The following is a 13,722-nucleotide window of genomic DNA, read 5'->3' as shown; positions in this document are numbered from 1 at the left end:
CCCATGGGCGGACCGCTGCTGACCGCCGCGGTGGTCCTGACCGCGCTCGTCCTCGTGCTGCTCGCACCGCGGGTGCTGCCCGGGTGGACCGCGCTGCGCGGCATGCCCGGGCCGGGCCTGCTGCTGTGGCAGTCGGTCAGCGTCGCCGGGGTGCTGTGCGCGCTGCTGGCCGCCCCGACGGCCGTGCTCACGACCGGCCTGTCCCAGCCCCTGCTGCTCGGCCTGGCCCTCCTCCTGTCCGGCGGCATGCTCGTGCGCCTGCTCGCCTCCGGGCACCGCGTCGGCACCGACCTGCGCCGCCGCCGCACCCGGCACCGGGAGCTCGTCGACCTCGTCGGGGAGCAGCTCGACGACGCGCTGGCGCGCGGCACCGCCGGCATCACCCGACCTGACGTCACCGTCCTGGCCGAGGGCAACCCCAGCGCCTACTGCCTGCCGGGGCGCGGGCACCGCATCGTCCTCACCCGGTCCGCCCTCGACCGGCTCGGGGCCACCGAGCTGCGCGCCGTGCTCGCCCACGAGCAGGGCCACCTCGACGCCCGGCACGACCTGCTGCTCGAGCTGTTCACCGTCCTGCACGAGGCCGTCCCCCGCAGCCTGCGGGTGCCCGCGGCCCTGACCGAGGTGCAGCTGCTCACCGAGGCGCTCGCCGACCGCATCGCCGAGCAGCGCACCGGGCACGCCGACCTCGCGCGGGCCCTGGTGGCGATGGCCGCGGCCGCGACCCCCGAGGTCACCGCCCGGGTCCGGCTCCTCAGCCGGCCACCGGCGCCCCGGCATACCCGCCTCGGGGTCACCGCGCTGGCCGTGGCGGTGCTCGCCATCCCGGTCGCCGTCACCGTGACCCTTCTCACGCTCGGCGGGTGACCGGCACGGCTACGACGGGGAGTAGCATCTACGACGTCACGTAGTTCACTCCTCGCAGACGGGAGGCTCCCTCCGTGGATGCACTCGACCTGGCCCGCTGGCAGTTCGGCATCACCACCGTCTACCACTACTTCTTCGTGCCGATCACGATCGGGCTCAGCCTGCTCGTGGCGATCATGCAGACGCAGTGGATGCGCACCCGCAACCCGCAGTGGCTGCGGCTGACGAAGTTCTTCGGCAAGCTCTTCACCATCAACTTCGCGCTGGGCCTCGTCACGGGCATCGTGCAGGAGTTTCAGTTCGGGATGAACTGGTCGGACTACTCGCGCTTCGTCGGGGACATCTTCGGCGCCCCGCTGGCGATCGAGGCGCTGCTGGCGTTCTTCCTCGAGTCGACCTTCCTGGGGCTGTGGATCTTCGGCTGGGGACGCATCCCGGAGAAGCTGCACGCCGCAGCCATCTGGCTGGTGCACGTCGGGACCCTGCTGTCGGCCTACTTCATCCTCGCCGCCAACTCCTTCATGCAGAACCCCGTCGGCTACCGGCTCAACCCGGAGACCGGCCGCGCCGAGCTCACCGACTTCCTGGCCGTCCTCACCAACCCGGTGCAGCTGGTGACCTTCCCGCACGTCATCGCCGCGGCCTACATGACCGGCGGCGGGTTCGTCCTCGCCTTCGCGCTGTGGCACCTGTGGCGCGACGCCACCCCGGGCACGGACAAGCCCATGTACCGCAAGGCCGCCAAGCTCGGTGCCGTCACCGTCCTCGTCGCCTCCCTGGGGGTCATCGTGTCCGGCGACCTGCAGGGCAAGGTGATGACGGAGGTGCAGCCCATGAAGATGGCCGCCGCCGAGGCGCTCTACGAGGACGTGCCCGAGGGCGAGGGCGCCCCGTTCTCCATCGTCACCGTCGGGACCCTCGACGGCACCGAGGAGGTCTGGGCGCTGACCGTGCCGAAGCTGCTGTCCTACCTCGCCACCGGCACCCTCGACGGCGCCGTCGAGGGCATCGACCACATCCAGGAGCGCTACGAGCTGACCTACGCCGGGTCCGAGCTGACGGCCGTCGAGGACTACCGCCCGGTCATCCCCGTCACCTACTGGACCTTCCGGCTGATGATGGGCCTGGGCTTCGCCGCCATGGCCATCGCCGCCGCGGTCCTGTGGGTGCTGCGGGGGCGGGGCAGCGAGACCGACGAGCAGCGGCTCGGGCACCGGGCCTGGGGCTGGGCCGGTCTCCTCGTGCTGCTGCTGCCGCTGCTGGCCAACACCTTCGGCTGGATGTTCACCGAGATGGGCCGCCAGCCCTGGCTCGTCATGGGCCTCATGACGACCCAGACCGGGGTCTCGCCCGGCACCACCGCCGCCGAGGTGCTGACCTCGATGACCGTCTTCACCCTCCTCTACGGCGTGCTCGCCGTCGTCGAGGTCGGTCTCCTGCTGCGCTACGGCCGGGCCGGGGCGGAGCAGGTCCCCGAGGACGCGTCCTACGACCCCCGGAACCGCGACGACGACGACGCGTTCGTCTTCACCTACTGAGACAAGGGACGTCATGGAACTCACCACGATCTGGTTCATCCTCATCGCCGTCCTGTGGGTCGGTTACTTCTGCCTCGAGGGCTTCGACTACGGCGTCGGCATGCTGCTGCCGGTGCTCGGCCGCGACGAGACGCGGGGCGAGGCACCGCACACCGGGGAGACCCGCAAGCGGCAGATGCTCTCGGCCATCGGGCCGTTCTGGGACGGCAACGAGGTCTGGCTGCTCACCGCGGGCGGCGCCATCTTCGCGGCCTTCCCGCACTGGTACGCCACCCTCTTCTCCGGGTTCTACCTGCCGCTGCTGCTCATCCTGGTCGGGCTCATCCTGCGCGGCGTGGGGCTGGAGTACCGCGGCAAGGTCGACTCCCCCGCCTGGCGGGCCCGGATGGACGCGATGGTGGTCGCCGGATCCTTCGTCCCCGCGCTGCTGTGGGGCGTGGCCTTCACCAACATCGTGCTCGGGGTGCCCATCGACGCGGACATGGAGTACGTCGGCGGCTTCTGGAACCTCCTGGGCCCGGTGGCGCTGCTCGGCGGGCTGACCACGCTCGCGCTCTTCCTCACCCACGGGGCGCTGTTCGTGGCGCTCAAGACCGACGGACAGCTGCGCCACGACGCCCGGGCGCTGGCGCTGCGGCTCGGGGCGGCGAGCGCCGTGCTCGCCGTGGTGTGGCTGGCGGTCGTGCACCTGCGCACCGGCACGACGGCCTCCTGGCTCGTCGCCGGGGTGGCCGCGGCCGGCCTCGTCGGCGGGCTGCTCGCGGCGGCGCGCGGCCGGGAGGGCTGGGCCTTCACCGGCACCTTCGTCGCCATCGGGCTGGCCACCACGTCGCTGTTCCTGGCGCTCTTCCCCGACGTCATGCCCTCGAGCCTGGACCCCGCCTGGTCGCTCACCGCGCAGAACGCCAGCTCCACCCCGAAAACGCTCGGCATCATGACCGTCGTGGCGCTCGTGTTCACCCCGGTCATGCTGCTCTACACGGCGTGGAGCTACTGGACCTTCCGCAAGCGGGTGTCCGGTCACCACATCCCCACCGAGGTGCACCACGCGGCCGTCGTCGACACCGACGCGCAGACCCGCGCGGGCCGCTGACGTGACGGCACCGGAGCGCTGAGCCGCGTGCGACCCTTCGACCCCGCCCTGCTGCGCGCGCTGCCGGCGACGCGCCGCCCCGTCGCCTCGCTGTCCGTGGTCGGCATCCTCTCGGGGGTGGTCGCGATCGCGCAGGCGGTGAGCCTGGCCCTCGTCGTCGGCGCGGTGGTGCGGGGCTCGCGCGAGGAGCTCACGGCATACCTCGGCTGGCTGGTCGGCCTCCTCGTCCTGCGCGGGGTGCTCGCCGGCGTGGGGGAGCTCGTGGCGCGGCGCGCCGGGCTGCGCGTCGTCGGCGTGGTCCGGGAGGCGTTGCTGCGGCACTGGCTGGGCCGACCGGTCGAGGAGCGCCCGCGCACCGAGGTCGCGGTGACCCGCGCCACCGACGGGGTCAGCGCCCTCGAGCCGTATGTCGCGCGCTACCTCCCCGCGCTCGTCACCGCCGCCGTGGTGCCGGCGCTGGCGCTGGTCGCCCTGGTGGTGGTGGACCCGTGGAGCGCGCTCGTCGTCGTGCTCACGCTCCCGCTGCTGCCGCTCTTCGCGGCGCTCATCGGCATGCACACGCGGGACGAGACGCAGCGTCGGTGGGTGGCGATGGACCTGCTGGCCGGGCACTTCCTCGACGTCATGAAGGGGCTGCCGACGCTCGTCGCCTACGGCCGCGCCAGGGCGCAGGTCGAGGTGGTCCGCGAGGTCGGCGAGCGGCACCGGCGCGCGAGCGTCGCCACGCTGCGCACGGCCTTCCTCTCGACGGCCGCCCTGGAGTTGCTGGCGACGATCTCGGTGGCGATGGTGGCCGTCGCCGTCGGGCTGCGGCTGGCCCACGGCGGGATGGACCTCGTCGTCGGGCTCACCGCGATCCTGCTGGCGCCCGAGGCGTACTGGCCGATCCGCCGCGTGGGGGCGGAGTTCCACAACGCGGCCGACGGGGCGCAGGTGCTGGAGGAGCTGGCCGCCGACGGGATCCTCGGCAGTACGGACGTGGACGTCACCACCCCGCCGACCGACGGGGCCACCCTCGGGCTGGACGCGGTGTCGTACGCCCACCCCGGCCGGGTGCGCACCCTGTCGGAGCTCACGCTGCGCACCCCCTCCCGCCCCGGGGTGACCGCGCTCACCGGGCCGAGCGGGGCCGGCAAGACCACGGTGCTGGAGCTGCTGGCCGGGCTGCGCACCCCCGCGGCCGGGACGGTCACCGCGCCCGCGGCGCACCTGGCGACCCAGCGGCCGCTCCTGCTGCCGGGCACCGTGCGCGAGACCCTCGCGATCGCCGACCCCGACGCGTCCGACGAGGCGATGACGGACGCGCTGGTCCGGGTGGGGCTGTGGCGCCAGCTGGCCGACCGGCACGGGCTGGACACCTGGCTGGGCGACGACGGGGTCGGGCTGTCCGCCGGTCAGCGGGCGCGGCTGGCCCTGGCCCGGGCCACCCTCTCGCCGGCCCCGCTGGTCCTGCTCGACGAGCCGACGGCCAACGTGGCGGTGGAGGCCCTCCCCCGCCTGCACCAGGTCATCACCGAGCTCGCGGAGACGCGACGCGTCGTCGTCGTGACCCACGACTGCTACCTGGCCGCCCTGGCGGACGACCGCTGGCGCCTCGAGGGCGACACCGGGCCGGCGCCGCGCACCGGTGCTCTCGACGACCTCGCCGCACCCGTGCTGCACCGAGCCGGGGCGGGGGCGGACCTCGAGGCGGACCCCGAGACGGACCCGGAGCCGCGTCCCGGCGAGGTGGCCCCGGTCCGCACGCCCCGCGGCCGCCGCGGGCTGGCGCTCGCCTGCGTGCTCGGCGGCGCCTCCGTGGGGTGCGGCGTGGCCCTGACGGCGACGTCGGGCTGGCTCATCGTGCAGGCCTCGACGATGCCGGTCGTGCTGACCCTGCTCGTCGCCATCGTGGGGGTGCGGGCGTTCGGCATCTTCCGACCGGTGTTCCGCTACGCCGAGCGGGTGGTCAGCCACGACGTCGCGCTCGACGACCTGTCCCGTCGCCGGGCGGACCTCTACGCCGCGCTCATCCCGCTCACCCCGGCCCGGCTCGGCCGGCGCAGCCGCGCGCAGGTGCTCACGGGCGCCGCACGCGACCTGGAGGACGTCGTCGACGAGCACGTGCGGGTCAGCGTCCCGGGCTGGTCCACCGGCATCGCGACCCTCGTGGGGGCGGTCGTCGCCGGCTGGCACCTGCCGGCCGCGGGCCTGGTGGTGGCGGCCGGGGGTCTGCTCGTCGCGCTCCTCGCCCTCCTCGGGTATGCCGCGGAGCGGCCCGCCCAGGACGTCGCCGTCGCGCGCCGCGGCGAGGTGCGCGACCGGGCCACCGCCCTGGCCGCCCAGCTGCTCCCGGTCCAGGCGGTCAGCGGGGTCGCCGGGGAGCACCGGCACCTGCTCGCCCCGGTGCTGCGGGCCGAGGAGGCGCAGCGCCGCGGCGAGGCCCGCCTCGCCCGGGCCCGGGCCGCCGGGCTGGCCGCCACCTGGGTGGTCGTCGCCGCCACCGCCACGACCGTGGCGCTGCTGGCCTGGGACGCCCGCGCCGCCGGGGCGCTGAGCGGGCCCTTCGCCGCGCTCGTCGCCCTGGTCCCGCTCGCGCTGGGCCGACGCCTGGGCCGGCGTCCCGACGTCGCGGGCGCCCGGGCCCGGGCCTGGTCGGCGCGGGCCCGCCTCGACGGGCTCGTGGACCAGGGCCGGCCGTGGCCGGGCGCGGGACCGCACCCGCGCCCGCCGGGGCTCCGGTGCTGCGGCTGCGGGACGTCACCGCCCGGTGGTCCGCGCAGCCGGCCGGGCCACGCAGAGCCCCGACCTGCCTGCGCTGGACCTCGAGGTGCGGCCGGGCGACCGCCTCCGGCTGGTCGGACCGAACGGCGCCGGCAAGTCGACGGCCCTGGCCGTGCTCGCGCGGCACCTGGACCCGGAGCAGGGTCACTACGTCGTGTCCGGGTCGGACGAGGACGACGACCCCGGGGCCGCCCAGGACGTGCGCGGGCTGGACCTGGACCAGACCCGGGCGCTGCTGGCCGTCGTCGACGACGAGCCGCACGCCTTCGCCGGCTCGGTGCGCGCCAACCTGGTCCTGGCCTCCCCCGGCGCCACCGACGCGGAGGTGATCGACGCGCTCGAGGCGGTCGACCTCGGCGGCTGGTGCGCCACCCTCCCGGACGGCCTCGACACGGCGCTCACCGGGCTGTCCGGGGGCGAGCGCAGCCGGCTCGCCCTGGCCCGCGCGCTGCTGTCCCGGCGTCCGGTCGTCCTCCTCGACGAACCCACCGCCCACCTGGACGACGCGACGGCCCAGCGCTGCCTCGGCGGGCTCCTGGACCGGATGGACTCCGGGAAGGCCGTGGTCCTCGTGAGCCACGGCCCTCCGGTCACCGGCCACTGGGCCGAGCGTCGGGTCGACCACGCGGGCGAGGCGGCGGCGGACGACCGCGCGGTGCCGCTGCACATCGGCTAGGTTGCGGGACATGGACACCTCCACCATCGTCTGGATCGTCGTCATCGCCCTCGTCGTCGTGGCGGCGTTGATCGTCTGGGCGATGGTCGCCCGCAACAAGCGGCTGGCCGCGGCCCGCCAGGAGGCGGCGGGCCTGCGGGAGAAGGCGCAGTCCGGCGAGTCCTACGCCCAGAGCGCCGAGGAGCGGGCCAAGGAGCTGCAGGGCAAGGCCCGCGAGGCGCAGCTGCACGCCGACAAGCTGCACCGGGAGGCCGAGGAGGCCACCCGCATCGCGCGCGAGCACCGTGACCGCGTCACCGGCGACTACGTCAACGCCGACGAGATCGACCCGGACGCCAAGAAGCGCTGAGCCTGCCGCGCCGCGACCGGTGCCGCCCTGTCCGCAGGACCGGGGGCACGTCCTCGGCGAGGCTCAGCGCCCCTCCACCGGAAGGCCCGTGTCCCGCACCAGGTAGAGCCACGGGAAGGCCCTGGCCCCCACCTGCCACCCGTCGGTGAGGTAGCTCGAGGTGGTGCGCGCCCACAGCACCCGACGGTGCTCCCACCGGGTCGCCGTCCGCACCATGCGGTGCCGGAACATCCCCGCCTCGACGGTGTGCCAGCCCAGCTCACCGGCGAGATCGAGCTCCCCCAGCTCGTCGAACGCCGTGACCGGGCCGAGCCACCGCTCGTCCGCACGCTCCTCGCCCGTCCCGGGCACGGCGTCCTCGGCCCGCGTCCCGAACCGCTGCTGCGCCCCCTGACGGCTGAGCCCCAGCTCCTGGCCCAGCACCGCCCAGCTCACCCCGTGGGCCCGCGCCGCCGTCACCGACTGCTGCAGCAGCGCGCTGCTCGCCTCGTGGGCGAGAGCGGCCCGCCGCACGAGACGCAGGTGGTCCGGCCCCTCCAGGGCGGCGTGCGGATCGTCCGGGCCCTCCTCGAGGATGAGGTGGCCGATCCGGGCCGCGAGGTCGCCGTCGGCGCCCAGGTCGTCGTCGGCCGTCGCGCGGGAGCCGGTCATCGCGGCTCGCGCCCGCCCGCGCCGGGCGCCTCGCCCGCCCCGTCGCGGCTGGGCAGCCAGTGGCGGTCGTCCTCCGTCTGGCCACGGCTGCGCCGGTGCCACAGGGCCGCGCCGACGAGGTAGGCACCGGCGACCATGAGCGCCACCGTGGCGCCCTGGAAGAAGCCGTGCACGAACCCGGACTCGACCACCCGGCTGAGCCAGAAGGTGACGACGCCGACGGCGATCGCCGTCGTGCCGGCCGTGAGGCGGACCGTGGACATCGCGGCGTCAGGTGAGGAGCGCATGTGTCAACGTTATGTTGACGCGTGCTCGTTGTCAACAGTTCATTGACAGGGGCGCGGTGCGGCCTCGACCGTCGTTTCAGGCTCCCCTGCGCCTCCTGCCAAGATGGGCGCATGCCGCTGCCTCCCGCCCGCACGCCGCTCGCCGAGCTCTCCCCCACCATCGCCCTGGGCGCCCTGGACGGGAGGTACCGCGGGGCGGTCGCTCCCCTCGTCGACCACCTGTCCGAGGCGGCGCTCAACCGCGCACGCCTGCACGTCGAGGTCGAGTGGCTGCTGCACCTCGTGCAGCACCAGGTGGTGCCGGGGGCGCCCGCCCTCTCCGGGGAGGAGCAGGAGGCCCTCCGGGCGCTGGTGGTCGACTTCGACGACGCCTCGATCGGCGAGCTCAGGGCCATCGAGGCCGAGACGGTGCACGACGTCAAGGCGGTCGAGTACTTCCTGCGTGATCGCCTCACCCAGCAGCTCGCCGGGTCGGGCGCCGGGGGCACCGAGCGCGCCGAGGCCCTGGGGCAGCTCATCCACTTCGCCTGCACGAGCGAGGACATCAACAACACGTCCTACGCCCTCATGGTGCAGGGCGCGGTCCAGGAGGTCTGGCTGCCGCGGGCGCGGGCCCTGGTCGGCCAGCTCGCCGCGATGGCCCGTGACCTCGCCGAGGTGCCGCTGCTGGCGCACACGCACGGCCAGCCGGCCACCCCGACGACGATGGGCAAGGAGCTGGCGGTGCTGGCGCACCGCCTGAGGCGACAGCTGGGCCGGGTCGAGGGGGCGGCATACCTGGGCAAGCTCAACGGGGCGACCGGCACCTACGGCGCGCACGTCGAGGCGGTCCCGGGGGCGGACTGGCAGCGGATCAGCCGGGACTTCGTCGAGCACCTGGGGCTGACGTGGAACCCGCTGACCACGCAGATCGAGAGCCACGACTGGCAGGCCGAGCTGTACGCCGACATCGCGCGGTTCAACCGGATCCTGCACAACCTGGCCACCGACGTGTGGACCTACATCTCGATGGGCTACTTCGCGCAGGTGCGCGGGCAGGGCACCGTCGGCTCGTCGACCATGCCGCACAAGGTCAACCCGATCCGCTTCGAGAACGCCGAGGCCAACCTCGAGGTGAGCAACGCCCTGCTCGACGTGCTCGCCTCGACCCTGGTGACCAGCCGGCTGCAGCGCGACCTCACGGACTCCTCGATGCAGCGCAACGCGGGCACCGCCCTCGGGCACAGCCTGCTGGCGCTGGACAACGTGAGCCGCGGGCTGGCCGGGCTGGACGCCGTGCCGGCGGCGATGGCCGCCGACCTCGACGCCAACTGGGAGGTGCTCGCCGAGCCGGTCCAGTCGGTGATGCGCGCGCTCGCCGCGCGGGGGGTTGCGGGGATGAGCAACCCCTACGAGCGGCTGAAGGAGCTCACGCGAGGGCGGCGGATCGGGCAGGCCGAGCTGGTCGAGTTCGTCCGCGGCCTCGGGCTGCCGCCCGAGGAGGAGGCGCGGTTGGTGGCGCTCACCCCGGCGACGTACGTCGGCCTGGCCCCCGAGCTGGTCGGGCACCTGGGGGACGCGTGATCCTCCTGCCCGCTGAGCGCCTGGGCGACGCGGAGGCGCACTTCGCCCAGGCGGGGTACGCCCTCACCACCGTCACCACCCCGCCCGCCGGAGGGTTGCGGGAGACCCAGGCGCAGCTGGCGCACGCGCTCCGGCTGCCGGAGCCGGCCTCGACTAACCTGGACGCCATGGCCGACACGCTGCGCGACCTGCGCGACCTGTGGGACGGCCAGGAGGTGGCGCTGCTGTGGCAGGAGGCCGGGGCGTTGGCGGCCCGTGACGGGCGGGCGTGGTGGATCCTGGCGGAGATCCTCGACGACGCCGACGCCCTGGCCGTGGTGGCCTTCGGAGCGGCGCGGACCTCCGGGCAGCCGTGACCCGGTCGCGGGTCGTCTCCGTCGCGGTCCTGGCGCTGCTCGCGGCCCTGGTGATATGGCTGGCGCTCGGCCGGGTCGGCGGGGAGGGGGAGCCACCGGCAGCGACGGGCGAGCCCTCGGCGGGGATGAGCGAGCCCTCGGCGGGGACGGGCGAGCCCTCGGCGTTGACGGACGAGCCGGCTGGCGAGGGCGCACCGGCCGGCGGTGCCCGCGGCACGGACACCCGCGCCTGGGACGACGTCGACGCCTGCGCCGACGCGGTGCTGCCGCCCGAGCTCGAGCCGGTGGTCGACGACATCGAGGACGGCGGGCCCTACGCATACCCCGACCGGGACGGCTCCACGTTCCGCAACCAGGAGGGCTTCCTGCCGCAGGAGGAGCGGGGGTACTACCGGGAGTTCACCGTCTCGACCCCGGGCCTGTCGCACCGCGGCGCGAAGCGGGTCGTCACCGGCGGCGACGAGGAAGACCCCGAGGTCTGGTACTACACCGACGACCACTACGAGAGCTTCTGCGAGTTCGCCCCGGCCGGATGAGGTCGCTCGCCCTTCCTGTGGTGGTTGGATGCGGGGATGACGCGCCGTGCGACGTGGTCGCGGTACAGGGAGTCCATCGGGGACCGGTCCGAGCTGTTCGCTGCCATCGCCGACCTCCGCCCGGTGGAGGAGGCGCTCTACCCGGGTAGCTACGTCGACCTGTCACCGTCCACCGCGATCGCCTCAGTCACCTACGTGGACACCGACGTCCGGGCGGCGAGGTTCTTCGCCGACACCGACCTGGTGGAGCAGGAGCTGGCGGGGCGGACGCGTCCCGGCGCGGGGACGCGGGTGCGCTTCCTCGCCGCCGACTACACCGGACCGCTCGACGTCCCGCAGCACGGCATGGACCTCCTCGTCTCGCTCTACGCCGGACCCGTGGCGCAGCAGACCCGCACCTACCTCCGTCCGGGCGGATGGTTGCTGGCCAACACCAGCCACGGCGATGCCAGCCTGGCCGCCCTCGATCCCGCGTGGACCCTCGTCGGGGTCGTCGACCACCGCGACGGCCACTACCGGCTGTCCACCGACCGGCTCGACGCGCACCTCGTGCCGAGGCGCCCCGAGCTGGCCGACCCCGACCGCATCCGCGCCACCGGCCGGGGGGTCGCGTACACGCGACAGGCGTTCGCCTACCTCTTCCAGCTGGGCTGACCCCGGTGTGCGCCTCCTCGACCACCCGCGCGCCGAGCCCGCCACGCGGCATACGCGAGCCCGACGGTGACCGGCGTCCAGACGCCCCGCTCGAGAGTGGATCGGGAGACGGCATTCGGGATGACGGCCACCGACATGAGTCCGACCACCGCGGTGAGCACACCGCGCCGCACCGGGGGTGGTGTCCGCTCGCTCGCGACGGTGATGGCTAGCCCGGCGTAGACCACCGATGCCCCGGCGCTCACCACTCTCAACCGCCTCGGCAGAACGCCCTCGTGCTGGCCGCCATAGCTCGCCCGGCCCCACGGCGCACCTGCTGCCAGGGCCAGCTGGAACGCTGCCACCCCACCCAGCCCCAGGGCGGTCATCGTCTGGTCTCGCGTGGACATCGGCTCCTCCTCTGGACGTCGTCCTCGACGAGCACGCCGGGCGCCGAGGACCGGGCCCCGGCCGGGCCGGCATCGCCTCCCTCGGGTCACCGTAGCGCCCTGCCCGCACCCCCGCCCTGCGCTCATGCCACACGAGGGCCGGCTCGGCTCGGTCTCCCAGACCCCCCGCATGACCCCCTGCCGGAGACGTCACAGTGAGTCACCCACAGAATCAGTCAGCCACTGAGTCTCGAACCGACTCAGTCCGCCGGTGAGTCGGCAGCCGCATCAGTGAGCGGCTGAGTCTCAGGGCAGATCACCGGCGAGCTGATTCGCTGGGCGACTCACTGTGACGTCTCCGCCGGGTCGTGGTGCGGAGAAGTCCCCAAAATGACGCGCATCCACGCCGGCTCCGGGCGGTGGTCAGCGACGGGTGACGTACCGGGTCATCAGGACGCCGCCGGGGAACGTCCTGGTCGCCACGAGGTCCAGGTTCACCCAGGTGTCCAGGGGCGGGAAGAAGCGTCTGCCCCCACCCACCAGGACCGGGGAGGTCACCAGCACGTACTCGTCGACGAGCCCGGCGCGCATGGCGGCCCCGGCCAGGGTGGCGCCGCCGATGTCCATCGGACCGCCCTCCTCGCGCTTCAACCGGTCGATCTCGGTCACCGCGTCGCTCGTGACGAGCCGGGCGTTCCAGTCGACCGGGCACGCCGTCGAGGAGAAGACGACCTTGGGCATCGCCCGCCAGCGGCGGGCGTACTCGCGGTGCGCCGGGGTGGCATCGGGGCTCTGGTCCGCGGTCGGCCAGTGCGCGCTCATGTCCTCCCACAACCGGCGCCCGTAGAGCGACAGCTCCGTCGCACCCACGCGGTCGGACCACCACTGGAACAACTCGTCGCTGGGCTCGCTCCAGCCGAGGTCGCCGTCCGGGGTGGCGACGTAGCCGTCCAGGCTCACATTCATGGCAAAGGTCAGGGTGCGCACGACGTCTCCCTCTCCTGCGGACAGCTCTTCACCACAACAGACCTGCCCGACCCGTCATTCTCATCGCCGGCCACCGACGCCACCCTCGCCACCGATGAGTCGCGCCGGGTGTCAGGGTCACAGGTGGGAGATCGTCAGCCCCCGGGCCCCGGGCCCGCAGGACCACCGGTCGGAGGGCCAGACCCGCCCACGAAGGAGCATCCATGCTGCAGCACGTCACCCGCGACGTCCTGGTCCACCAGAGCGACCTGCTCCGCAACAACACCGTGGTCGTGCGCGGCCCCGCCGGGGTGCTGCTCGTCGACCCCGGGGTCACCGCCACCGAGCTGCGCTGCCTCGCCCACGACCTCCGGGCCTCCGGTGGACCGGTGGTGGCCGGCTTCGCGACCCATCCCGACTGGGACCACGTCCTCTGGCACCCCGAGCTCGGTGACGCACCGCGGTTCGGCTCCGCCCGGTGCGCCGCGCTCCTCCGGCGGCTGCGCGCGGAGCCCGACTGGAAGACCCAGGTCCTCCAGCGGCTGCCGCCGGAGATCGTCGACGAGGTGCCGGTCGAGCCCTTCGGCCTCATCACCGGGCTGCCCGAGGACACCGCCGAGCTGCCGTGGGAGGGCCCTGCGGTCATGGTCGTCGAGCACCCGGCGCACTCCCCTGGTCACGCGGCGCTGGTCGTCGCCGGCAACCGCGTCCTCGTCGCAGGCGACATGCTGTCCGACGTGTTCGTCCCCATGCTGGACGAGGCCCGGGACGGCGGCGACCCCGTGGAGGACTACCTCGCAGGGCTGCGCGCGCTGGAGGCCGTCGCTGACGACGTCGACGTCGTCGTCCCCGGGCACGGGTCCGTCGCCCGGGGTCCCGAGGTGCGGGCCCGGATCGAGCTCGACCGCGCCTACGTGCACGCCCTGCGCGACGGGGTGGAGCCCGACGACCCGCGGATCGGCCCCGATGTCGCCGAGGGCTGGGAGTGGGTCCGCGACCTCCACGCCGCGCAGGCGCAGCGCGTCGCCCGCAGACGCGCGACCGACCGGCCCTGA

General features: G+C 74.3%; 14 protein-coding genes and 1 pseudogene. 11 read left to right on the top strand and 4 right to left on the bottom strand.

Annotated elements, in window-relative coordinates:
* Positions 1-3 precede the first annotated feature (3 nt).
* The 6 genes and pseudogenes from FHD63_RS01175 (at position 4) to FHD63_RS01150 (ending at position 7,286) form a co-directional block, all read left to right on the top strand.
* Positions 4-867: a M56 family metallopeptidase gene (locus FHD63_RS01175; RefSeq protein ID WP_139719432.1), complete on the top strand. Its 864-nt coding sequence runs from the start codon at positions 4-6 to the stop codon at positions 865-867.
* A gap of 74 nt (positions 868-941) precedes the next feature.
* Positions 942-2,405, top strand: a complete 1,464-nt coding sequence (locus FHD63_RS01170; RefSeq protein WP_139719431.1) for a cytochrome ubiquinol oxidase subunit I — start codon at positions 942-944, stop codon at positions 2,403-2,405.
* 13 nt (positions 2,406-2,418) lie between these two features.
* Positions 2,419-3,498 (top strand): cytochrome d ubiquinol oxidase subunit II, encoded by a 1,080-nt coding sequence (gene cydB, locus FHD63_RS01165; RefSeq protein ID WP_139719429.1) that lies wholly within the window; start codon positions 2,419-2,421, stop codon positions 3,496-3,498.
* A 27-nt stretch (positions 3,499-3,525) separates the two neighbouring features.
* Positions 3,526-4,956 (top strand): annotated as a pseudogene (locus FHD63_RS01160) (ABC transporter ATP-binding protein/permease); the annotation flags it as partial.
* A gap of 1,291 nt (positions 4,957-6,247) precedes the next feature.
* Complete coding sequence (locus tag FHD63_RS01155) at positions 6,248-6,937, top strand: ATP-binding cassette domain-containing protein (RefSeq protein WP_139722911.1); 690 nt, start codon at positions 6,248-6,250, stop codon at positions 6,935-6,937.
* A gap of 10 nt (positions 6,938-6,947) precedes the next feature.
* Positions 6,948-7,286 (top strand): hypothetical protein, encoded by a 339-nt coding sequence (locus tag FHD63_RS01150; protein ID WP_139719427.1) that lies wholly within the window; start codon positions 6,948-6,950, stop codon positions 7,284-7,286.
* A gap of 63 nt (positions 7,287-7,349) precedes the next feature.
* On the opposite strand, the gene FHD63_RS01145 is transcribed toward FHD63_RS01150, so the two are convergent.
* Together FHD63_RS01145 and FHD63_RS01140 are read right to left on the bottom strand one after the other, a co-directional pair.
* Positions 7,350-7,937 (bottom strand): hypothetical protein, encoded by a 588-nt coding sequence (locus tag FHD63_RS01145; RefSeq protein ID WP_139719426.1) that lies wholly within the window; start codon positions 7,935-7,937, stop codon positions 7,350-7,352.
* Positions 7,934-8,224 (bottom strand): hypothetical protein, encoded by a 291-nt coding sequence (locus FHD63_RS01140; RefSeq protein ID WP_139719424.1) that lies wholly within the window; start codon positions 8,222-8,224, stop codon positions 7,934-7,936. Before FHD63_RS01140 ends, FHD63_RS01145 begins: the two co-directional genes overlap by 4 nt.
* 111 nt (positions 8,225-8,335) lie before the next feature.
* Between FHD63_RS01140 and purB the strand changes: the two genes are divergently transcribed.
* Genes purB through FHD63_RS01120 form a run of 4 tightly spaced genes read left to right on the top strand, consistent with a single transcriptional unit; the run spans position 8,336 to position 11,333 of the window.
* On the top strand, positions 8,336-9,787 hold the full coding sequence (purB, locus tag FHD63_RS01135) for an adenylosuccinate lyase (protein WP_139719422.1): 1,452 nt from the start codon (positions 8,336-8,338) through the stop codon (positions 9,785-9,787).
* Positions 9,784-10,143, top strand: coding sequence for a barstar family protein (locus FHD63_RS01130; RefSeq protein WP_058892252.1), 360 nt, complete (start codon positions 9,784-9,786; stop codon positions 10,141-10,143). Before purB ends, FHD63_RS01130 begins: the two co-directional genes overlap by 4 nt.
* Complete coding sequence (locus tag FHD63_RS01125; protein ID WP_202978400.1) at positions 10,140-10,679, top strand: guanyl-specific ribonuclease; 540 nt, start codon at positions 10,140-10,142, stop codon at positions 10,677-10,679. Before FHD63_RS01130 ends, FHD63_RS01125 begins: the two co-directional genes overlap by 4 nt.
* Before the next feature lie 36 nt (positions 10,680-10,715).
* Entirely contained in the window at positions 10,716-11,333 is a 618-nt protein-coding gene (locus FHD63_RS01120) for a hypothetical protein (protein ID WP_139719420.1), read from the top strand.
* Here the strand turns inward: FHD63_RS01120 and FHD63_RS01115 are convergent.
* Positions 11,312-11,722 (bottom strand): hypothetical protein, encoded by a 411-nt coding sequence (locus tag FHD63_RS01115; RefSeq protein WP_139719418.1) that lies wholly within the window; start codon positions 11,720-11,722, stop codon positions 11,312-11,314. The genes FHD63_RS01120 and FHD63_RS01115 overlap by 22 nt on opposite strands.
* Positions 11,723-12,124: 402 nt before the next feature.
* Positions 12,125-12,688, bottom strand: coding sequence for a dihydrofolate reductase family protein (locus FHD63_RS01110; RefSeq protein WP_139719416.1), 564 nt, complete (start codon positions 12,686-12,688; stop codon positions 12,125-12,127).
* A gap of 203 nt (positions 12,689-12,891) precedes the next feature.
* On the opposite strand from FHD63_RS01110, the gene FHD63_RS01105 reads away from it, so the two are divergent.
* Entirely contained in the window at positions 12,892-13,722 is an 831-nt protein-coding gene (locus FHD63_RS01105) for an MBL fold metallo-hydrolase (protein WP_139719414.1), read from the top strand.

This window comes from Serinicoccus chungangensis (assembly GCF_006337125.1).
Classification (GTDB): domain Bacteria; phylum Actinomycetota; class Actinomycetes; order Actinomycetales; family Dermatophilaceae; genus Ornithinicoccus; species Ornithinicoccus chungangensis.
Note: the sequence above shows the minus strand (reverse complement) of the source record. Positions and strands in the feature narration are given on the sequence as shown.